Source organism: Sphingomonas lenta (assembly GCF_002288825.1).
Lineage (GTDB): Bacteria > Pseudomonadota > Alphaproteobacteria > Sphingomonadales > Sphingomonadaceae > Sphingomonas > Sphingomonas lenta.
Map to the genome: position 1 here is coordinate 19,113 of NZ_NSLI01000002.1, position 19,909 is coordinate 39,021.

The window sequence follows — 19,909 nt, forward strand, 5'->3', positions numbered from 1 at the left end:
CCGCATACGTATGTTGTGGTTGTGCCCCGCCGCATAAGCGGCTGTCCCGCGACGGTCAAACGGCGGGCGGTTGAGCCTGTTCCGCCTTTGGACTAGGCCGGAGGGGAAATGACCGCCACGATCGCGCTGGTCGACGACGACCGGAACATCCTGACCTCCGTCTCCATCGCCTTGCAGACGGAAGGGTTCATGACGCGGGTCTATTCCGACGGCGAGACCGCGCTCAAGGCGATCGGCGACAACCCCCCCGACCTCGCCATCTTCGACATCAAGATGCCGCGCATGGACGGCCTGGAGCTGCTCCGCCGCGTTCGCGAGAGGAGCCAGCTGCCCGTCATCTTCCTGACCTCCAAGGACGACGAGCTGGACGAAGCGCTGGGCCTGGCGATGGGCGCGGACGATTACATCGCCAAGCCCTTCTCGCAGCGCCTGCTGATCGCCCGCATCCGCGCCATCCTGCGCCGCACCGAGCTGCCCCAGGCGGCCGGCTCGGAGCCCGAGAACGGCGACGGCCCGCTCATGCGCGGACAGCTGACGATGGACCCGGCGCGCCACCGCACCACCTGGAAAGGTGAGCTGGTGACGCTCACCGTCACCGAGTTCCTGATCCTGGAGACGCTGGCGCAGCGGCCGGGCATCGTGAAGACGCGCAACCAGCTGATGGACGCGGCGTACCAGGACGACATCTACGTCGACGACCGCACCATCGACAGCCACATCAAGCGCCTGCGCCGCAAGTTCCGGCAAGTGGACCCGGAATTCGACGCGATCGAGACACTGTATGGCGCCGGATACCGATTTTCGGAGGACTGACAGCGACTTGACGCTTCGGTGGTCGGGTCAGATTTCGCTGACCCGGCGCATCCTGGCCGTCAACATCTTCGTCCTGCTCATGATGGTGGGCGGGTTCTTCTACCTCGACTCGTTTCGGTCGCGCATCATCGACTCGCGCTTGGCGCAGGCCGCGCGCGAGGCGCGGCTGGTGTCGGAGGCGATCGCGGCGGTGAACATGCGCTACCGCGACGCGCTGGTCCTCCGGCTGGCGCAGGACACGGGTGCGCGCATCCGCATCTACAACAACAAGGGCGAGGCGACCGTCGACTCGCGCAAGCTGGGCGTGCGCAACTTCGTCCTCGTCGACCCCGACAAGCAGGGATGGGATCAGAAGGTCGCGCGCTTCCTCGACGCGGGCATCGACACGGTGGTCAGCGCCGAGCGCCAGCCGCAATTCCGCGAACGCCACAACGGACTCGACTGGCCGGACGTGCGGGAGGCGCGGGAGACCCGGATGGTGGCGACCACCGTCTGGCGCGCGCCCGACCGCACGCCCGTTATCACCGCCGCCGCCCCGCTGCCCGGCAACCGGGTCGTGCTCACCTCCATCAGCGCGCGCGACATCACCCAGCGCGTCCGCGTGGAGCGGTTCCGCTTGGGCGTCGTGCTGCTCGTCACCACGCTCATCTCGGTCCTGCTCTCGCTATTCCTCGCCCGGACGATCGTCCGCCCGCTGCGCCGGCTCGCGCGCGCGGCGGTGCGGGTGCGGCTGGGACGGGCGCGCGAGGTGGTCGTGCCCCGCCTGCCCGATCGCCGCGACGAGCTCGGGTCGCTCGCCCGCGCGATCTCGGATATGTCGATCGCGCTGCGTGCCCGGATCGACGCGACGGAGGCGTTCGCGGCCGACGTCACGCACGAGCTGAAGAATCCCCTCGCGAGCCTCAGGTCGGCGGTGGACGGGCTGGCGCGCGTGAAGGACCCCGCGCTGGCCGAGCAGCTGATGGCGATCGTGCGCGACGACGTGCTCCGCCTCGACCGCCTGATCACCGACATCTCCGAAGCGTCGCGCCTCGACGCGCAGCTCAGCCGCGCCAAGTTCGAGCCGGTGGACCTCGGCGTCCTGATCGACGGGTTGCTGGAGCAGCGGCGCGCGCGGGGCGTGGAACGCGACGTCCGCATCCGCTTCGATCGCTCAGGCGAGCCGCTGGTCGTCATGGGCGACGGATCGCGGCTGGAGCGCGTGTTCGAGAACCTGATCGACAACGCGATCTCCTTCTCGCCCGACGGCGGCCTCATCGCGATCGCGGGCCATTACGACGCCGAGGATCTGGTGATCAGCGTCGAGGACGAAGGACCTGGCGTGCCCGAGGAGGAGCGCGAGGCGGTATTCCGGCGCTTCCAGTCGATTCGCCCCAGCTCCGAGGCGTTCGGGCAGCATTCGGGCCTGGGCCTCGCCATTGCGCGCACCATCGTGGAGGGGCATGGGGGCGCCATCGCGGTCGAGTCGCGCGAGGACAGGACGGCGGGCGCCCGCTTCGTCGTCCGCCTGCCGCTCGCCGAGCCGCGCTGACCGCCGGAGCCGCCCCTTGCCCCAGACCGAGCTAGTGCACGCCACCACCGTCGCGATCGGCGGGCGCGGCGTGCTGATCTCCGGCCCGTCCGGGTCAGGCAAGTCGGACCTGGCGCTGCGGCTGATCGACCGCGGCGCGAAGCTGGTCGCCGACGACCGAACGATCGTGCGCGCCGAGGACGCGGGCGCGCTCGCCTTTGCGCCGGAGACGATCGCGGGACGGCTGGAGGTGCGCGGCGTCGGCATCCTCGCCGTCGAGCAGGTCGAGGGCGTGCCGCTGTCGCTCTGCGTCGAGCTCAGCCGCTCGGTCGAACGCCTGCCGGCGCCGCGCACCCGCACGGTCGCGGGCGTGCCGCTCGCGGAGCTGCTGCTCGACCCCGAGCCCGCCTCCGCCCCCATCAAGGTGGAGCTGGCGCTGGCGCATCCCGACATGGTGGTCGCGTGAGCGCGGAGCCTCGGCACGTCCTGCTCGTCACCGGCATGTCGGGCGCGGGCAAGCTGACCGTGCTCCGCACGCTGGAGGACATGGGCTGGGAGGTGGTCGACAACCTCCCGCTCAACCTGCTCCGCTGGATGCTTCGCGCGCCGATGACGGACGACGGCGAGCCCGTCCAACCGCTCGCGGTCAGCCTCGGCGCGCATACCCGCGCGTTCGACAGCGAACGCCTGATCGACCTCGTGACGCAGCTGAACAAGCAGGGCGGGTACGACGTCGGCACGCTGTTCCTGGATTGCGGCACGCCGGAGCTCGAGCGGCGCTATTCGGAGACGCGGCGGCGGCACCCGCTCGCGCTCGACCGTCCCGCGGTGGACGGCATCGAGCAGGAACGCGAGATCCTGGAACCGCTGCGGCGCTGGGCCAACCGGCTGATCGACACGACCGCGCTCAAGGCGAACGAGCTCCAGGCCGACATCCGCGCCGCGTTCGGGGGCGAGCAGGCGGTGACGCCTACGCTGACCGTCGTCTCCTTCGGCTTCTCGCGTGGGCTGCCGCGCAACGCCGACCTCGTGTTCGACATGCGCTTTCTCCGGAACCCGCACTGGGTGCCGGGCCTGCGCGAGGGCACGGGGCTGGACGCGGCCGTCGTCGAGTACATCCGGAACGATCCGGCTTACGAAGACACCGTGCGGCGGATCGAGGAGCTTTTGTGCGTTCTGGTTCCGCGCTACGGCGCGGGCGGAAAATCCTATGTCACAATCGCCATCGGGTGTACCGGAGGGAAACATCGGTCGGTTCATGTCGCCGACCGGGTCGCGAGGCGGTTGCGCGAGGCGGGATTTTCCCCCACCCTCCTGCACCGCGACCTGAGGACGGCGCCGCAGGACTCGTTGACCCGTTCGCCGCCGAGCGCCACTTGAGCTGGACAACAAAGAACACATGATTGGCTTGGTCCTTGTCACCCACGGCCGCCTCGCCGACGAATTCGTGACCGCCATGGAGCATGTCGTGGGCCCGCAGCCCCAGGTGGCGACGATCGCCATCGGGCCCGAGGACGACATGGAGAACCGGCGCACCGACATCGCCGACGCGATCGAACGCGTCGACGGCGGCGCGGGCGTGATCGTGCTGACCGACCTGTTCGGCGGCACGCCGTCCAACCTCGCCATCTCGCTGATGGAGCGGGGGCGGGTCGAGGTGATCGCGGGCATGAACCTGCCGATGCTCATCCGGCTGGGCTCGGCGCGCAAGGCGATGAAGGTCGTCGACGCCGTCGCCGCAGCGCGGGAGGCCGGGCGTAAATACATCTCCGTCGCGTCCGAGGTGCTGGGAGAGGCCGCCGCGTGAGCGAGGTCAGCCGGACGGTGCGGATCGTCAACCGCCGCGGCCTGCACGCGCGCGCCAGCGCCAAGTTCGTCACGCTCGCCTCGTCGCAGCCGGTCGAGGTGCGCGTCGGCAAGGACGGCAGCGAAGTGACGGGCACGTCGATCATGGGCCTGATGATGCTGGGCGCGGCGATGGGCGACGAGATCACCATCCGCGCTGCTGGGGACGGGGCCGATCAAGCAGTCGCCAACCTTTGCGAACTGGTCGAGGCCAAGTTTGGGGAGGACTGACCTCCCCTGTCCCGCCGATGCCGCGTCAGATCACCGCCTTTTCTAATCCGCTCGTCAAGCACGCGCGCAGCTTGCGCGAGAAGCGGCACCGCCGCGAATCGCGTCAGTTCCTGGCCGAAGGGCTTCGCATCCTGACCGAGGCTCGCGAAGGTGGGCGCGTGCCGCGAACGCTGTTCTTCGCGGGGCAGAGCGCGGGGCATCCGTTAGTCGGGGCGCTCGTTGCGGCGGTCGAGGCGAGCGGCGGCGAGGCGATCGAGACGACGCCCGACGTCCTGTCCAAGCTGTCGGGAAAGGACAATGCGCAGTCGGTGCTGGGCGTGTTCGACGAGTTCGGGCCGACGCTCGCCGAGCTGGACCGGAGCCGGTCGGGCATCTGGCTCGTCGCCGAGCGGCTGCGCGATCCGGGTAATCTGGGAACGATGCTCAGGACCGGCGACGCGGTCGGCGCGGGCGGGCTGATCCTGGTCGGCGAATGCGTCGACCCGTTCTCCGTCGAGGCGGTGCGTGCGAGCATGGGGGCGCTGTTCACGGTGCCGGTGGTCCGGACGGAGTGGGCGCCGTTCCTTGAATGGCTGCGATCCGGGCCCGGGCAGCTGGTGGGGCTCAGCCTCGATACCGATCAGGACTATCGTGCGGCTCGGTACGAGGTACCGACGTTCCTGCTCACGGGCAACGAGGCGCAGGGCATGCCGGACGACTATGCCGCGGCATGCGACCTGCTGGTCAAGATTCCGATGCTCGGGAAAGCGGACAGCCTGAACGCGGCTGTGGCGACGGCAGTGATGGCGTATGAGGTGTTGGCGCAGCAGCGGGGGTGACCGTCACTCCGCCGCGACGTCCTGCGGCGCGACGAGCTTGGTGAGCGGGCGGGTGTTGGTCTCGACCACCGGCGCGCTCTCGATCTGCTTCGCGCCGATGTCGATGTTGAGCTGCTCGAAGCGGCGGGCTTGGGTGAGCACCTGGCTTTCCAGCGAGCCGACCATGCTGTTATAGGCGTTGGCGGCGAGGTCGAGGTTGCGGCCGAGCTTGGCGACGTGGCCGCCCATCACCGACAGGCGCGCGTAGAGCTCCTTGCCGAGTTGGCCGATCTCGCGGGCTTCGCGGGCGAGCTTCTCCTGCCGCCAAACGGCGGCGACCGTCTGGGCGATGGCGACGAGATTGGTCGGCGTCGCCATCAGCACGCGGCGTTCGAAGGCGAAATCCCAGAGCGTCGTGTCGTACTCGAGCGCGGCGGAGAGGAAGTGTTCGCCGGGGACGAACATAATGACGTAGTCGGGCGCGTCGTCGAACTGCGCCCAGTAGCTCTTGGCGCCAAGGCCGGTGACGTGCGCGCGCATGGCGGCGGCGTGGGCGGCGAGGCCGGTGTTGCGCTCCGTCTCGTCCACCGCGCCGAATGCGTCCTGGTAGGCGTTGAGCGACACCTTGGCGTCGATGATCAGCGTCTTTCCACCGGGGATGGTGATGACCACGTCTGGGCGGAAACGGCCGCCCTCGCCGTCGTCGACGCTGACCTCGGTCTGAAAGTCGGCGTGCTCGGACAGGCCGCAGCTCTCCAGCACGTTGCGGAGCTGCTGCTCGCCCCAGCGGCCGCGCGCCTTAGGGGCGTTGCGGAGCGCGTTGACGAGCTTGGCGGCCTCGGCGCGGACCGACTCCTGGCCGGCGCGCATTGACTCGATCTGGCCCTGGAGGATGCCGAACGTCTCCCGCCGCTCGGCCTCGACCTTAGCGACGCCCTCCTCGTAGCGTTGCAGGCGTTCGTTGACGGGCTGGAGGAGCGAAGCGAGCTTTTGACCCGACGCCTCCTCCGACTGGCGGAAGCGGGCGTCGGCGCGTTCGAGGAACTGGCGTTGCGCTGATTCGAGCGCCTTGGCGGCGGCGGCGTCGAACTGTTGAGAAAGCTGCTCGCGCGCTTCCTTTAGCTCCTTGAGCGCCTGGGAATGGGCCTTCTCGCGCTCTTCATCGCGCGCCTTCAAGTCCGCGTGCGCTTCTGAAAGGTAACGAAGATCACGGGACGTCGTCTCGAAATCGCGACGAACCGTTGCGATCTCGGCGTCACGCTCCTCAAGCCGAGCGCGCACGGCGGCGAGGTCGCGTTGCGCGTCGTTGCGCTCGCGCTCCACTTCGTCGCGTGCGCGGCGGATCAGGTCGAGGTCGGCGGAGCGGGCTTGGGCGGCGGCGAGGTCGGCGGCGACGATGGCGTTTTTGCGGGCGGCGAGCAGCCAGCCTAGCGCAATGCCAGCGAAGAGGGCGACAACGAAGGCGATTAGGAGTTCGGCCATGGGCCGGAACGTAGCCGGAACGAGAGCTGTAGGACAGGGGTAATGTGCGCCGGTCGAAGCGCATCCCGTCGCCCCTCTCCCCCTCCGGGGAGAGAGAGCTAGGCTGCCTTGCGCATCTTGGCGAGCTTCTTGAGCAGCATGTCGCGTTTCAGACGCGAGATGTGGTCGATGAAGAGCACGCCGTTCAGATGATCGATCTCGTGCTGCATGCAGGTGGCGAGCAGGCCATCGAGCCATCCCTCATGCTCGGTCCCCTGCTCGTCGAGCCATTGCACGCGGCAGCGGGCGGGGCGGTCGACCCCCGCATATTGCTCGGGGATGGAGAGGCAGCCCTCGTTATAGGTGCTGAGCTCCTCCGAGGTCTCCAGGATCTCGGGGTTGATGTACGCGTGGGGGTCGCGGATCGGCTTGCCCTCCTCGTCCTCCTGCTCCTGCAGGTCGATGACGAGCACGCGCTTGTCGACGCCGACCTGGATCGCCGCCAAGCCGATGCCGCGGGCGTCATACATCGTTTCCGTCATGTCGGAGACGAGCTGGCGGACGACGTCGTCCACCCGTTCGACCGGCGTGGAGACGAGGCGGAGACGCGGGTCGGGGACTTCTACGATGGGGAGGACGGCCATGGGCGGGAGCTAAGCGCCGCCCCCTAAAGCGTCAAGCAACAGGGCGTCTCGCCCGCAGCGCCTGGGCGAGTGTGCCTTCGTCGAGATAGTCGAGCTCGCCGCCGACGGGGAGACCGTGGGCGAGCTGGGTCACGCGGACGGGGAAGCGCTCGATGCGCTCGGCGAGATAGTGCGCGGTCGTTTGCCCCTCCAACGTCGCGTTCATGGCGAGGACGACCTCGTCCACCCCGCCCTGCTCGATGCGGCGGACGAGCGAGTCGATGGCGAGGTCCTCGGGGCGGATACCCTCCAGCGCGGAGAGGCGGCCGCCCAGCACGTGGAACTTGCCTGGAAACAGGCGCGAGCGTTCGAGCGCCCAGAGGTCGGCGACCTCCTCGACCACGCAGAGGCTGCGCGCGTCACGGCGCGGGTCGGCGCAGACCGAGCAGGGGTTGGTCGTGTCGACATTGCCGCAGGTGCGGCAAGTCTCCAGCCGCTCCTCGACGGCGGCGAGCGCGTCAAGGAGCGGCGAGAGCGCCGCCTCGCGCTTCTTGAGCAGGTGGAGCACGGCGCGCCGGGCCGATCGCGGACCCAAGCCGGGCAGCCGCGCGAGCGCGTTCGTCAGCGCCTCGATTTCGGGAGAAGCCATGCGGAACAGATAGGGACTTTGCAGCCGTTTCGCCAGCGTGGCAGGGGCTGCGCGCATGCGGTTGATCTTTATGGGAACACCCGATTTCGCGGTGCCGGTGCTGGATGAGCTGGTTGAGGCAGGGCACGAGCTGGCGGCGGTCTATACCCAGCCGCCGCGGCCGGGCGGGCGGCGCGGGCGACAGCTGGTCCCCTCCCCCGTCCAGGCGCGGGCGGAGGCGCTCGGTATCGAAGTGCGCTCGCCGACGTCGCTGCGGAAGGCGGAGGCGCAGGAGGCGTTCGCGGCGTTGCGCGCTGACGCGGCGGTGGTCGCGGCGTACGGGCTGATCCTGCCGCAGGCGGTGCTCGACGCGCCGCGATACGGGTGCCTCAACGTGCACGCGTCGCTGCTGCCGCGTTGGCGGGGCGCGGCGCCGATCCAGCGGGCGATCCTGGCGGGCGACGCGGAGACGGGCGTCGGCATCATGCAGATGGAGGCCGGGCTGGATACCGGGCCGGTGCGGCTGGAGGGACGGACGCCGGTCGCGGGCAAGAACGCGGGCGAGCTGACGGCGGAGCTGTCCGCGATGGGCGCGCGGTTGATGGTGGAGGTGCTGGGCGACCTGGACGCGCACCCGCCGGCGCCGCAGCCGGACGAAGGCGTGACCTACGCGCCGAAGATCGAGAAGGCGGAAGCGCGGCTGGATTTCACGCAGTCGGCGGCGGAGGTTGAGCGGCAGGTGCGCGCCTTCGCGCCTGCGCCGGGGGCATGGTTCGAGGTGACGGGCGAGCGTGTGAAGGTGCTGGCGTGCGACCTCCTCCCTCTTCCCTCCGGGGAGAGGGGCGAAGCTGCGCAGCAGCGAGGGGAGAGGGGCAGTGCCGACGCGGTGGCATACTTCCCCTCTCCCCGGCCCTCTCCCCGGAGGGGAGAGGGAGTGGTCTTGGACGACCGGCTCACCATCGCCTGCGCCGACGGGGCAATCCGCCCCACTCTCGTCCAGCGCGCCGGGCGCGGGGTGACGTCGGCCGCCGACCTGCTACGCGGCTTTCCGATCCCGGCGGGCACGCGGCTTTGACCCGCTTCGCGCTGACGGTCGAGTATGACGGCCGGCCCTTCATGGGCTGGCAGCGCCAGGATCACGGGCCGAGCGTGCAGCAGGCGCTGGAAGAGGCCGCGCACGCGGTCACGGGCGAGCGGGTCGCGGTCCATGCGGCGGGGCGGACGGACGCGGGGGTGCATGCTCTTGAGATGCGCGCACACATGGACGTGGAGAAGCCGATCGCGGCGTTCCGGCTGATGGAGGCGCTTAACGCGCGGGTGCGGCCGCACCCTGTCGCGGTGCTCGCGTGCGAGGAGGTGCCGGACGACTGGCACGCACGGTTCAGCTGCACGGGGCGGGCGTACGAGTACCGGATCGTCAACCGCCGCGCGCCGCTGAGCTGGGAGGCGGGGCTGGCGTGGCGGGTGCCGCAGATGCTGGACGCCGACGCGATGGCGGCGGCCGCGCGGGTGTTGGTGGGGCGGCACGACTTCACGACGTTCCGGTCGGTGCATTGCCAGGGGGGTAGTCCGGTGAGGACGCTCGACCGGCTGGACGTGGTGCGCGAGGGTGAGCGGATCGCGGTCCACGCGGCGGCGCGATCGTTTCTGCATCACCAGGTGCGCTCGATGGTGGGATGCCTGGCGCTGGTGGGCTTGGGGCGGTGGTCCGTGGACGACGTGCGCGATGCGCTAGAGGCGCGGGATCGGGCGCGGCTGGGGCTCAACGCGCCGCCGGACGGGTTGTGGTTCGTGGGGGCTACCTACTGAAGCGCGCGGCCAGCTCGACATGGGTGGACCAGCGGAACTGGCCGACGGGTTGGACCCAATCGATGCGCCAGCCCCCGTCCGTCAGCGTCTTCGCGTCGCGGGCTAAGCTGCTCGGGTTGCAGGAGACATAGGCGATCGCGCCCACCTTGCACGCGGCGAGCGCGGCCGCCTGCTCGCGCGCGCCGGCGCGGGGCGGGTCGAGGACGACGGCGTCGAAGCGGTCGAGCTCGGTCGCGGTCAGTGGACGGCGGTAGAGGTCGCGATGCTCGACGAAGACGGGGCGCTGGCGTGCATTGGCGGCGCTCTTGAGCGCGAGCGCGGCGTCGCGGGCGCCCTCGGCGGCGTAGACCTTGGCGGGCAGTGTGAGCGCGAAGGTGCCTAGGCCAGCGAACAGGTCGGCGACGGCGCGGGCGGGGCCGACCGCCTCGCGCACGGCGGCGACGAGCGCGGCCTCGCCCTCCTGCGTAGCTTGGAGAAAGCCGTGGGGCGGAAAGGGCACGGGCGTGCCGGCGAAGGTGACGGTGACGGGTTCGGGCTCCCAACGCGTCTCCGGGCCCATGCCGTCGTCCAGCGCGAACCGGGCGACGCCGTGGGTCTGAGCAAAGGCGGTAATCGCCTCGTGCGCGGCTAAGCCCCCGGGCGCGAAGCCGGTGACGAGGACCTCCGGGCCTTGGTCGGTGAGCGTCAGGTGCACGTCGGCGCGGCGCTTGGGGCGGAGGCGCTGGAGCAGGCTGCGCAAGGGGGCGACGAGCGCGAGCAGCTCGGGCGCCAGGATGTGGCACTCGCGCATGTCGACGATGGCGTGGCTCTTCTCGGCCGCGAAGCCGAGCAGGCCCTTGTCGAAGTGGAGCGTCGCGCGGCGGCGGGTGTTCGGGGGCGAGAGCAGCGCGGGGCGGACGGGCGCGGTCAGGCCTTGCGCGTCGAGCGCGGAGGTGACGCGATCCTGAACGAAGGCGGCATAAGCCTCGTCGTCCAGATGCTGCAGCTGGCAGCCGCCGCATTCGGGAAAGTGGCGGCAGGGCGGCTGCTGGTGGTGCGGCCCCGGCACGAGCTCGCCTGCGTCGGTCAGCGTGTCGCCGGGGGCGGCGAACGGCACGTGCCGGCCGTCCTCGGCGACGCCGTCGCCTCGGGCTGCGACGCGGACGATCAGCGACATGCGCTCAAGCCCTCCGCCAGGTCGTCGGCGAGGAAGGCGGGGCCGAGCCGGCGCGCAGCGCGGCCGTGGAGCCAGACGGCGGCTTCTGCGGCCGCGAGCGGGTCGAGGCCGGCGGCGAGCATCGCGCCGCACGCGCCCGCGAGCACGTCGCCGGTGCCGGCGGTGGAGAGCCAGGCGCTCGCTTCGGGGGCGACTATCGCGTCGCCGTGCGGCGAGGCGATGACGGTGTCCGCGCCCTTGAACACGATCGTCGCGCCCGAGCGCTCGGCGGCGGCGCGGGCGCGGTCGATCTTGCTCCCCTGGCCTAGGCCGAACAGGTGATCGAACTCGCCCGCGTGCGGGGTCAGGATTGTCGGACCTCTGAAGCTGTGCGGATTCGACAGGTGTCGAAGCGCGTCGCCATCCAGCACGACGGGATAGGGTGTCGCGAGGACGCTGGAGAGACGTGGGATCCAGATACTCTTGTCTTCACGGCCGAGGCCGGGTCCAATCACCACCGCGCCCGGCTTCCGAACAGACAGCGCTTCTAAACTCCAAGGACGACGAACAATGGCGTGTGGTGCGCTAGCTTCTGCGCCGAGCAGGAGCACATAGCCCGCACCGGCATGAGCGGCTGCCGTAGCGGCGAGCTCAGCCGCCCCAGGCATTTCACCAGAGACGACACAAACTAGGCCGCGGGTGAACTTGTGGCTGTCCGGGCCGGGCTCGGGCAGCGTCGGGCGGGCGAGCGCTCGGGTGCGGCTCGGGGCCGGCACGCCGATGTCGAGCAGGCGCAGCTCGCCCATGTAGCGGGCGGCGGGCTGGAGCAAGTGCGCGGGCTTGAGCGCGCCAAGGGCGAGCGTCACGTCGAAGCGGGGCGGTTCGGACGGGACCGCGCCGTCATCGGTGGCGACGCCGCTGGGGAGGTCGACCGCGAGGCGCAGGCGCGCGGCGTCGGCGAGGCGGTGGAGCGGCGCGGTCAGGCCCTCGTCGAGCGATCGGGCGAGGCCGGTGCCGAACAGCGCGTCGACCAGCACCGGGGCGGGGTCGGCGTCGGCGAGCCGCTCGACGGGGCCGTCCCAGCCTGCCCTCGCGCGCCGGGCTAGGTCGCTCTTCGGCTCGGACGCGGCGGCGAGGCGGACGGGGTGGCCCTGCTCGCGCAAGATCCGCGCGGCGACGTAGCCGTCGCCGCCGTTGTTGCCGGGGCCGCAGAGGATCAGCGCCTCGGCACCTGCGGAGAGGCGGCGCACGGCTTCGGCCACCCCCGCCCCCGCGCGCTCCATCAGCGCGTACATGGCGTCGGGCGTGGGTGCGGCCGCCTCCTCCGCCGCGCGCATCTGGGCGGCGGTGAGGATCGGCTGGCCGTGTATCGGGATCATCGGGCGGGCGACTGGCCCTGCACGGTCGCGGGGAGGCGGTAGCGCTCGTCGGCGACCGCCACGTCGATCTCGTTCGCGCCGGTCACGGTCACGCGTGCGGGCTCCGCGCCGTCGGCGGCGACGACGCCGCGGCCGTCGGTGGTCACGAGCAGGCGGCGGAACGCGCCGTCGGGGTGGCGGAGCGTGAGCGTCAGGCCGTCCTCGCCCTGGGCGCGCTCGACGGTGCAGTTCGGGCCGAGCTCGGCCGAGCCCTTGGCGCACGCGACGCGCGGCGCGGCTTCGGCCTGGGCGATGGCGGCCTCGCCCTCGGGCGTCCCGGCCTCTTCGCGCCCGCAGGCGGCGAGCGCGAGGAGGAGCGCCAACGCGCGCATCCTAAAGCGCCTCCAGCGCCTTCTGCACGCCGTCCATGGTGAAGGGCTTCATGAGCCGCGGGCGGTCACGGAACTTCTCGACGACCGAGTCCTCCGAACCGCCGGTCGCGAAGACGAAGGGCACGCCCTTCTCGGCGAGCGCTTCGGCCACGGGCACGCTCTTCTCGCCGCCGCGCAGGTTCACGTCGAGGATGGCCGCGTCCGCCCCGTCGATGAGCGACAGCGCGGAGGCCACACTGTCCGCGGTCCCCGCGACCTCCTTGTCGAGCAGCTCGAGAAAATCCTCAAGCATCATGGCGATTAGGGGTTCGTCCTCGACGATGAGGATACGCTTGGGGGAGGTCATCGGGACCGGTGCATAGCGGCGATGCGGGCGGGTGCAAAGCGCTCCGTTTATCTCGTGTTCAGGATCGGATCACCTGTTCGCCATCGCCTCGCGCGTGACTTCGGCGAGCTGCTGGACGGAGAAAGGCTTGGGCAGGAAGGCGACGTTGTCGAGGTCGATCGACTTCCGGAGCTGCTCTTCGGCATAGCCCGACATGAACACGATCGGCAGGTCCGGATATTTCTCGCGGACGTGGCGGACCATGGTGGGGCCGTCCATCGTCGGCATGACGACGTCGGAGATGAGCAGGTCGGGGCGGCCGCTCTTGCCCAAGAGCTCCAGCGCCGCCTCGCCGTTCTCGGCGGAGAGGACGCTGTAGCCCTGGCGGGTGAGCGCGCGTTCGGCGACGGCGCGGACCATGTCTTCGTCCTCGACGAGCAGGATGGTGCCCGAACCCCAGAGCTCGGCGGGCTTGGCGGCGGGCTTGGGCGCGCTGGTCTTCGCGGCGGCCCCGGCCGAGGCGTGGACGGGCAGGTAGATGGCGAAGGTGGCGCCCTTCCCCGGTCCGTCGGAGTTCGCGAAGATGTAGCCGCCCGACTGCTTGACGATGCCGTACACCGTGGAGAGGCCGAGGCCGGTGCCCTTGCCCGTCTCCTTGGTCGTGAAGAACGGCTCGAAGATCTTGCCCAGGTCGGACGCGGCGATGCCCGTGCCGTTGTCCTTCACCTCCAGCGCCGTGTAGTCGGCGATGGGCAGCACCTCGTTGCCGAGCCGGCGCACCTCGGTCGCGGGCACCGCGCGCGTGGTGATGGTGAGCGTGCCGCCGCCGCGCGGGTTCCTTTGAAGGATGGCGTCGCGCGCGTTCACCGCCAGGTTGACGACGACCTGCTCGAGCTGGCCCGGATCGGCGCGGACGGGCCCCAGATTGCGGCCGTGATGGACGTCGAGCGTCACGAGCTCGCCCATGAGGCGCTTCAGGAGGTTGGAGACCTCCGACACGACATCGGGGAGCTGCAGGATCTGCGGTCGGAGCGTCTGCTGGCGCGAGAAGGCGAGGAGCTGGCGCGTGAGGCCGGCGGCGCGGTTGGAATTGGCGCGGATCTGCTGGATGTCGTCGTAATCGCTGTCGCCGGGCGAGTGGCGCATCAGCATCAGGTCGCAATGGCCGATGATGGCGGTGAGGATGTTGTTGAAGTCGTGCGCCACGCCGCCCGCGAGCTGGCCGACGGCGCGCATCTTGGTCGCCTGCTCCACCTCGCGCTTGAGGCGGCTCTCCTCCGAATTGTCCTTGAGCGACAGCAGCACGGCGGCGTCGCCCAGCCCGCGCGCGCCGGCGATGGTGAGCGCGACGGGCTCGTCGGGGCTGCCGCCCAGGCGGACCGCCATGTCGGTCGAATGCGTCGCGCCGCCCGCGTGCCGGCGGATCGCGTCGGCGACGGCGGCCTTGTCCTCGCGCACGACAAGGTCGCCCGGATAGAGCGGCTCGGCGCCTGGCTTCACGCCCGCCGCGCGCTTGAAGGCGTCGTTCATCTGGAGGAAGCGGCCGTCGCGGTCGACGAGCGCGAGCCCCAGCGGCAGGAGCGACACGAGGCTGCGGACGTGCTCGGCGGCGGTGGCCCCGATCGCTGGCGCGGCCTCCTCCTCGTCGAGCAGCGTGATCAGCACCGGCGCGTCGTCGGCGTCGAGGAACGGCACCTCGATGACGCGGAGCGGGTTGCCCTCCAGCCCCTCGCGCTCGAAGCGCACATGGCCGCGGCTGTCGGTGATGAGGTAGCGCATGAAGTCGCGTCCCTCGACCTCGCCCTCGGCGCGGCCGGTGGCGCGATGGGCGAGCACGCGGTTGGCGGCGCGGACGCGGCCCTCGGGCGTGACCAGCGCGGCCATGATGCCCGCCCCGCCCAGCCGGTCGCCGTGCTGGTCGGTGAGCAGGGTCGCGATCGTCTCCGCCAGGTCGTGCTCGCGATCGGCGTCGAAGCGCCAGACGAGCATGTCGCTCTCCTCGCCCGCGCGGGTCACGGTGGCGCAGAGCACGCGCGGGCCGGCGTGGAGCTTGACCGCCCTCGCCTGCCCGTCGCGCCACGCGGCCCTGCCCGCCTTGCCGAGCCGCTCGACGCCCGCGTCGTCGATCGGCAGGCCGGGCGGCGGGACCCAGCCGCCGAACATCGCCTCGAACGCGTCGTTGGCGCAGACGAGGCGCCCGGCGCGGTCGGTGACCGCGACGGCGGCGTCGCTGGCGCAGGCGAGCCCGCGCGCGAGGCTCCAGTCGACGCGGTGCTCGGCCGACTCCTCGCGCCACGGCGAGAGGATGCGCCAGGCGAGCACCGCCCCGCCGGCGATCAGCCCGGCCGCGAGGAAGCCGCCCGCGACGGGCAAGCTGCCGGCGAGGAATAGTACCAGCGCGGCGGCGAGGAGCGCGGCTAGGCCGGCGGTGATGGCGGCGCTTCGGGTGGGGTGGGTGAGCGGGGCGGAGGCCATGGGGGGTGTTCACCATGACGGCCGAACGGGCGCAACCAATTCCTCCCCCGCAACGCAGATGCGGGGGAGGGGGACCGCGCCCGTAGGGCGTGGTGGAGGGGGGCGTAGGTCGATCAGCGACAAGCCGGGGGCTTCTCGCCGACCGGAGCCGGCTTGCGGAGCAAGCCGCGGGGATACCGCATCCCGTAGCTCCCCCTCCACCAGCTTCGCTGGTCCCCCTCCCCCGCTGTAAGCGGGGGAGGAACTTAGGGAGTTACCAGATCCGGACGCGCTGCTCCGGCGCTAGGTACAGCTTCTGGCCCGGCGTCACCTTGTACGCCGCGTACCAAGGGTCGAGGTTGCGCACGACCGCCACGCGCTGCTCGGACGGACTATGCGTGTCGGTTAGGATGCGTTGCCGCAAATTCGCCTCGCGGTAGTTGCGTCGCCACACCTGCGCCCAGCCCAGGTAGAAGCGCTGGTCGCCGGTGAAACCGCCGATCACCGGCGCGGGCTTGCCGTTGAGCGACTTCTTGTACGCGTCGTAGGCGACCGCCAAGCCGGCCAGGTCGGCGACGTTCTCGCCGAGGGTCAGCGCCCCCTTCACGTTTAGGCCGGGCAGCGCCTCGTAGGCGTCGTACTGCGTGACGAGCGCGGCGGTGCGCTGCTTGAACGCGGTTAGGTCCTGCGGCGTCCACCACTCGACGAGCCTGCCGGAGGCATCGAACTTAGACCCTTGGTCATCGAAATGGTGGCTGATCTCGTGGCCGATTACCGCACCGATGCCGCCATAGTTGATGGCAGGGTCGGCCTTCGGGTCGAAGAAAGGCGGCTGCAGGATCGCGGCGGGAAACACGATCTCGACCATGCCGAAGTTGGCGTAGGCGTTGATCGTCATGGGGGTCATGCCCCACTCCCAGCGCTGCAGCGGCTTGCCGAGGTGCTGGACGTTGTAGTCGTGCGCCCACTGGTTCGCGCGCAGCATGTTGCCGAACGCGTCGCCCGGCGTGATCCGGAGGTTTGAATAGTCGCGCCAGCGGTCGGGGTAGCCGATCTTGGGCGTGAACGCGGCGAGCTTGGCGCGGGCGGCCTTCTTCGTCTCGGGCGCCATCCAGTCGAGGCGCTCGACGCGGTCGCCCATGGCGGCGAGCACGTTCCTGACCAGCTCGTCGGCAGCCTTCTTCGTCTCGGGCGGGAAGTGGCGGGCGACGTACACCTTGCTGACCTCGTCCGACAGCGCGGCGGAGGTGAAGTCGACGGCGCGCTCCCAGCGCTCCTCCTGCTCGGGCGTGCCGGACAGCGTCGTGCCGTAAAAGCTGAACTGCTCGCGGTCGAAAGCGGAGGGCAGGACGTCGGCGAAACCGTCGAGCGAGCGGATCATCAGCTGGTCCTGCAGCACCTGCACCGGCGCCGCCTGGATAGCGGCGGCGATGCCGGTCACCGCGCTGGGCTGGCCGACGATGACGGTGTCGACGGGCGTGCCGACGCCGCGCAGATAGGCGGCGAAGTCGAAGCCCGGCGCGGACTGCGCCAGCTGCGCCACCGTCATCTTGTTGTAGGTCTTGGTCCGGTCGCGGCTCTCGACGCGCGTCCAGTGCGCGTTGGCGATCCTCGTCTCGAAGTCGAGCACCGCCTTGGCGCGCGCCTCCGCATCCGGCTCGCCGGCGAGCTGGAGCACGCGGGCGAGGTGCGCCTGGTACTTCGCGCGCGTCTCGACGAGCTTGGGGTCGCTCGATAGGTAATAGTCGCGGTCGGGCATGCCGAGCCCGGCCTGGCGCATGCCGACGGCGTAGATCTCGGGTTGCTTCGCGTCCTGGCCGACGCCGGTCGCGAACGGGACGGGCACGCCGTTGCGGTCGGCCTGGGCGGCGAGTGCGGCGTAGGCGGCCTTGTCCTTCAGGCCCTTGATGCGGTCGAGCCAGGGCTTGATCGGCCCTAAGCCCTTCGCCACGATCGCGGCAGTGTCGAGGTAGGCGCCGTAGGCGACGCCGATCTTGCTGTTCGCCGCGCGCGCCTCGTCCAGGATCTTGCGCGTGCGCTCCTTGGACAGGTCGTCGAGGAAGTTGAACGCGCCGTAGTTCGCCTTGTCGGCGGGGATGGGCGTGTTCTTGGCCCAGGTGCCGTTGGCGTAGTCGTAGAAGCCGTCGCCCGGCGCGGCCGAGCGGTCCATGCCCGCGGTGTCGAAGCCGAAGGTGCCGTAGGCGGGCTTGCCGGAGGTCTGGGCGACGCCGGCGACCGCGGTCGCGGCAAGGAGGGCGGTGAGGATGAGGCGTTTCATGGGGAGAGTCCTGCGGTTGCAAGCTCCTCCCCCGCTTTAGCGGGGGAGGGGGACCAGCGCAGCTGGTGGAGGGGAGCTACGGGATGCGGTATCGTGATGTACCCCCTCCACCACTCGCTACGCGAGCGGTCCCCCTCCCCCGCATCTGCGATGCGGGGGAGGAATTTAGAGGGTCACCAAATCCGGACGCGCTGCTCGGGCGACAGGTAGAGCGCGTCGCCCTGCTTCGACCCGAACGCCTGATACCAGGGATCCAGGTTGCGCACGGTCAGCACGCGGTAGTGGCCCGGCGAGTGCGGGTCGGTCTTGAGCGCGTTCAACAGCGCGGGCTCGCGCTCCTTGCTGCGCCACACCTGCGCCCAGCCGTAGTAGAATCGCTGGTCGCCCGTGGTGCCGTCGATCACCAGCGCGGGCTTTCCGCCGAGCGAGCGGCGATAGGCGTCGAGCGCGACCGTCAGCCCCGCCAGGTCGGCGATGTTCTCGCCCAGCGTCAGCTCGCCGTTGATCTTCTGACCCGGCAGCGGCTCATACGCCGCGTACTGCGCCACGAGCTGGTCGGTGAAGCGCTTGAACTGCGCCACGTCCTGCGGCGTCCACCAGTCGGTGAGCGCGCCCCTGGCGTCGTACTTGCGGCCCTGATCGTCGAAGTGATGGCTGATCTCGTGGCCGATCACAGCACCTATGCCGCCATAGTTGACCGCCGGGTCGGCCTTCGGGTCGAAGAAAGGCGGCTGGAGGATCGCGGCCGGGAACACGATCTCGTTCATGACCGGGTTGGCGTAGGCGTTGATGGTCATGGGCGTCATGAACCACTCGCCCCGGTCGATCGGCGCGCCCAGCTTGTTGAGGCCGCGCTGGTACTCGAAGGCGTTGGCGCGCGCGACGTTGCCGACCAGGTCGCCCGGCACGATGCGGAGCGCCGAATAGTCGCGCCACTTGTCGGGATAGCCGATCTTGGGCGTGAAGCTGGCGAGCTTGGCCTTCGCCTTCACCTTGGTTTCGGGCGCCATCCACTCGAGCTTGTCGAGCCGGTCGCCCATCGCGGCGATGACGTTGCGGACGAGCTTGTCGGCCTCCTGCTTGGCCTCGGGCGGGAAGTATTTGGCGACGTATTGCTGCCCGATCGCCTCGCCCATCGCGCCCGAGACGAGGTTGACGCCGCGCTTCCAGCGGACCTGCTGCTGCGGCGTGCCGGACAGCGTTGTCCCGTAGAAGGCGAAGTTGGTCTTGTCGAACTCGGCCGGGAGGTAGCCGGCGTAGCTGCGCAGCGTGCGCAGCATCGCGAAATCGCGCAGCGTGTCGATCGGGGTGGCCGCGAACAGCTTCGCCTCGCCGGTGAAGGCGCTGGGCTGGGCGACGAGGTAATAGGGCTGGTTCGCGACGCCCATCGCCTGGAAGTACGACCCCCAGGGGAAACCCGGCGCCTTGGCGGCGAAGTCGGCGGCGGTCCACTTATTGTAGGTCTTGTCGGCGTCGCGGCTGTCGACGCGCGTCCAGTGCGCCTGCGCGATCTGACGCTCCATCTCGTACACGGCGTTCGCGCGCGCCGCAGCGTTCGGCTCGCCGGCGAGCGTCAGCATCTTGGCGAGATAGGCCTTGTAGGCGGTCTGGATCGCGGCGAACTTCGGGTCGGTCCCGAGGTAGAAGTCGCGGTCGGGCAGGCCGAGGCCGCTCTGGCCGAACTGCGCGACATAGGTGTCGGGCTTCTTGTCGTCCTGGCTGACATAGGCCGAGAACAGGCCGCCCACGCCGTGGCGCTGCAGCTTCGCCATCTCCAGCGCGAGCGCGTCGCGCGTCTTGGCGGCCTTGAGCCCGTCGAACCAGGGCTTGAGCGGAGCCAGGCCCCTCGCCTCGACCGCTGCCTCGTCCATGAAGCTGGCGTAGAAGGTGCCGACCTTGTCGCCGGAGCGCCTGGACGCGTCCTCCAGGATCAGGCGCGTGCGCTCCTGGCTCAGGTCCTGCAGGCGGTGGAACATGCCGAACGAGGCGCGGTCGGCGGGGATCTCCGTCGACTTGTCCCACGTGCCGTTGGCGTATTTGTAGAAGTCCTGCCCCGGCGCGACGCTCGTGTCGCGGCCCGCCATGTCGAAGCCGAAGGTACCGAGCGCCGGCTTGCTGCCCGTCTCGGCGGGCGCGGCGGCGGTACGGTGGGCCGCATGGCCGTCATGCGACTGGGCGAGGGCGCCGCCGGTCAGGGCGACGGTGACGAGCAGCGACGAAACGAAAAGCGACTTCCGCATGCACCATCCT

General features: G+C 70.4%; 19 protein-coding genes. 9 read left to right on the plus strand and 10 right to left on the minus strand.

Annotation, left to right across the window (positions count from 1 at the left end):
• Positions 1-108 precede the first annotated feature (108 nt).
• Genes CKY28_RS03260 through CKY28_RS03290 form a run of 7 tightly spaced genes read left to right on the plus strand, consistent with a single transcriptional unit; the run spans position 109 to position 5,217 of the window.
• Complete coding sequence (locus CKY28_RS03260) at positions 109-813, plus strand: response regulator transcription factor (RefSeq protein WP_095996934.1); 705 nt, start codon at positions 109-111, stop codon at positions 811-813.
• Entirely contained in the window at positions 782-2,344 is a 1,563-nt protein-coding gene (locus tag CKY28_RS03265) for a sensor histidine kinase (RefSeq protein WP_095996935.1), read from the plus strand. Before CKY28_RS03260 ends, CKY28_RS03265 begins: the two co-directional genes overlap by 32 nt.
• Before the next feature lie 16 nt (positions 2,345-2,360).
• Positions 2,361-2,789, plus strand: a complete 429-nt coding sequence (locus CKY28_RS03270; RefSeq protein WP_245841567.1) for an HPr kinase/phosphorylase — start codon at positions 2,361-2,363, stop codon at positions 2,787-2,789.
• Positions 2,786-3,703, plus strand: a complete 918-nt coding sequence (rapZ, locus tag CKY28_RS03275; RefSeq protein ID WP_095996937.1) for an RNase adapter RapZ — start codon at positions 2,786-2,788, stop codon at positions 3,701-3,703. The genes CKY28_RS03270 and rapZ overlap by 4 nt, the downstream gene beginning before the upstream one ends.
• A 19-nt stretch (positions 3,704-3,722) precedes the next feature.
• The gene (locus tag CKY28_RS03280) at positions 3,723-4,130 is read left to right on the plus strand and encodes a PTS sugar transporter subunit IIA (RefSeq protein ID WP_095996938.1); all 408 of its coding nucleotides are present in this window, start codon (positions 3,723-3,725) and stop codon (positions 4,128-4,130) included.
• Positions 4,127-4,399, plus strand: a complete 273-nt coding sequence (locus CKY28_RS03285; RefSeq protein WP_095996939.1) for an HPr family phosphocarrier protein — start codon at positions 4,127-4,129, stop codon at positions 4,397-4,399. The genes CKY28_RS03280 and CKY28_RS03285 overlap by 4 nt, the downstream gene beginning before the upstream one ends.
• A 17-nt stretch (positions 4,400-4,416) precedes the next feature.
• Positions 4,417-5,217: a TrmH family RNA methyltransferase gene (locus tag CKY28_RS03290; RefSeq protein ID WP_095996940.1), complete on the plus strand. Its 801-nt coding sequence runs from the start codon at positions 4,417-4,419 to the stop codon at positions 5,215-5,217.
• Between the two features lie 3 nt (positions 5,218-5,220).
• Here CKY28_RS03290 and CKY28_RS03295 read toward each other — a convergent pair whose 3' ends face one another.
• The 3 genes from CKY28_RS03295 to recR form a co-directional block, all read right to left on the minus strand.
• On the minus strand, positions 5,221-6,678 hold the full coding sequence (locus CKY28_RS03295) for a DNA recombination protein RmuC (RefSeq protein WP_095996941.1): 1,458 nt from the start codon (positions 6,676-6,678) through the stop codon (positions 5,221-5,223).
• 98 nt (positions 6,679-6,776) lie between these two features.
• Positions 6,777-7,301: a peptide deformylase gene (gene def, locus CKY28_RS03300; protein ID WP_095996942.1), complete on the minus strand. Its 525-nt coding sequence runs from the start codon at positions 7,299-7,301 to the stop codon at positions 6,777-6,779.
• A 31-nt stretch (positions 7,302-7,332) separates the two neighbouring features.
• Positions 7,333-7,929 (minus strand): recombination mediator RecR, encoded by a 597-nt coding sequence (gene recR, locus CKY28_RS03305; protein WP_095997603.1) that lies wholly within the window; start codon positions 7,927-7,929, stop codon positions 7,333-7,335.
• A gap of 55 nt (positions 7,930-7,984) precedes the next feature.
• Between recR and fmt the strand changes: the two genes are divergently transcribed.
• Positions 7,985-8,983 (plus strand): methionyl-tRNA formyltransferase, encoded by a 999-nt coding sequence (fmt, locus tag CKY28_RS03310; RefSeq protein WP_095996943.1) that lies wholly within the window; start codon positions 7,985-7,987, stop codon positions 8,981-8,983.
• Positions 8,980-9,717, plus strand: a complete 738-nt coding sequence (truA, locus tag CKY28_RS03315) for a tRNA pseudouridine(38-40) synthase TruA (protein ID WP_095996944.1) — start codon at positions 8,980-8,982, stop codon at positions 9,715-9,717. The genes fmt and truA overlap by 4 nt, the downstream gene beginning before the upstream one ends.
• On the opposite strand, the gene CKY28_RS03320 is transcribed toward truA, so the two are convergent.
• The 7 genes from CKY28_RS03320 to CKY28_RS03350 form a co-directional block, all read right to left on the minus strand.
• Positions 9,707-10,873 carry a class I SAM-dependent RNA methyltransferase gene (locus tag CKY28_RS03320; RefSeq protein WP_095996945.1) on the minus strand — a complete coding sequence of 389 codons (1,167 nt, stop codon included), beginning with the start codon at positions 10,871-10,873 and terminating at the stop codon, positions 9,707-9,709. The two genes, truA and CKY28_RS03320, sit on opposite strands and share 11 nt — an antisense overlap.
• Positions 10,864-12,231 carry an NAD(P)H-hydrate dehydratase gene (locus CKY28_RS03325; protein WP_095996946.1) on the minus strand — a complete coding sequence of 456 codons (1,368 nt, stop codon included), beginning with the start codon at positions 12,229-12,231 and terminating at the stop codon, positions 10,864-10,866. Before CKY28_RS03325 ends, CKY28_RS03320 begins: the two co-directional genes overlap by 10 nt.
• Positions 12,228-12,602 carry a hypothetical protein gene (locus tag CKY28_RS03330; protein WP_095996947.1) on the minus strand — a complete coding sequence of 125 codons (375 nt, stop codon included), beginning with the start codon at positions 12,600-12,602 and terminating at the stop codon, positions 12,228-12,230. The genes CKY28_RS03325 and CKY28_RS03330 overlap by 4 nt, the downstream gene beginning before the upstream one ends.
• Before the next feature lies 1 nt (position 12,603).
• On the minus strand, positions 12,604-12,948 hold the full coding sequence (locus CKY28_RS03335; protein WP_095996948.1) for a response regulator: 345 nt from the start codon (positions 12,946-12,948) through the stop codon (positions 12,604-12,606).
• A 69-nt stretch (positions 12,949-13,017) separates the two neighbouring features.
• Entirely contained in the window at positions 13,018-15,402 is a 2,385-nt protein-coding gene (locus CKY28_RS03340) for a hybrid sensor histidine kinase/response regulator (RefSeq protein ID WP_095996949.1), read from the minus strand.
• 253 nt (positions 15,403-15,655) lie between these two features.
• Positions 15,656-17,659: a M13 family metallopeptidase gene (locus CKY28_RS03345; protein WP_095996950.1), complete on the minus strand. Its 2,004-nt coding sequence runs from the start codon at positions 17,657-17,659 to the stop codon at positions 15,656-15,658.
• Between the two features lie 173 nt (positions 17,660-17,832).
• Positions 17,833-19,899 (minus strand): M13 family metallopeptidase, encoded by a 2,067-nt coding sequence (locus tag CKY28_RS03350; protein WP_095996951.1) that lies wholly within the window; start codon positions 19,897-19,899, stop codon positions 17,833-17,835.
• Positions 19,900-19,909: the final 10 nt, after the last annotated feature.

Bases quoted from the DNA above. Each gene is read 5' to 3' on its own strand.
- CKY28_RS03260 (WP_095996934.1), top strand. From the start codon at position 109: ATGACCGCCACGATCGCGCTGGTCGACGACGACCGGAACATCCTGACC.
- CKY28_RS03265 (WP_095996935.1), top strand. From the start codon at position 782: ATGGCGCCGGATACCGATTTTCGGAGGACTGACAGCGACTTGACGCTT.
- CKY28_RS03280 (WP_095996938.1), top strand. From the start codon at position 3,723: ATGATTGGCTTGGTCCTTGTCACCCACGGCCGCCTCGCCGACGAATTC.
- CKY28_RS03290 (WP_095996940.1), top strand. From the start codon at position 4,417: ATGCCGCGTCAGATCACCGCCTTTTCTAATCCGCTCGTCAAGCACGCG.
- CKY28_RS03295 (WP_095996941.1), bottom strand. From the start codon at position 6,678: ATGGCCGAACTCCTAATCGCCTTCGTTGTCGCCCTCTTCGCTGGCATT.
- def (WP_095996942.1), bottom strand. From the start codon at position 7,301: ATGGCCGTCCTCCCCATCGTAGAAGTCCCCGACCCGCGTCTCCGCCTC.
- recR (WP_095997603.1), bottom strand. From the start codon at position 7,929: ATGGCTTCTCCCGAAATCGAGGCGCTGACGAACGCGCTCGCGCGGCTG.
- fmt (WP_095996943.1), top strand. From the start codon at position 7,985: ATGCGGTTGATCTTTATGGGAACACCCGATTTCGCGGTGCCGGTGCTG.
- CKY28_RS03320 (WP_095996945.1), bottom strand. From the start codon at position 10,873: ATGTCGCTGATCGTCCGCGTCGCAGCCCGAGGCGACGGCGTCGCCGAG.
- CKY28_RS03325 (WP_095996946.1), bottom strand. From the start codon at position 12,231: ATGATCCCGATACACGGCCAGCCGATCCTCACCGCCGCCCAGATGCGC.
- CKY28_RS03330 (WP_095996947.1), bottom strand. From the start codon at position 12,602: ATGCGCGCGTTGGCGCTCCTCCTCGCGCTCGCCGCCTGCGGGCGCGAA.
- CKY28_RS03335 (WP_095996948.1), bottom strand. From the start codon at position 12,948: ATGACCTCCCCCAAGCGTATCCTCATCGTCGAGGACGAACCCCTAATC.
- CKY28_RS03340 (WP_095996949.1), bottom strand. From the start codon at position 15,402: ATGGCCTCCGCCCCGCTCACCCACCCCACCCGAAGCGCCGCCATCACC.
- CKY28_RS03345 (WP_095996950.1), bottom strand. From the start codon at position 17,659: ATGAAACGCCTCATCCTCACCGCCCTCCTTGCCGCGACCGCGGTCGCC.
- CKY28_RS03350 (WP_095996951.1), bottom strand. From the start codon at position 19,899: ATGCGGAAGTCGCTTTTCGTTTCGTCGCTGCTCGTCACCGTCGCCCTG.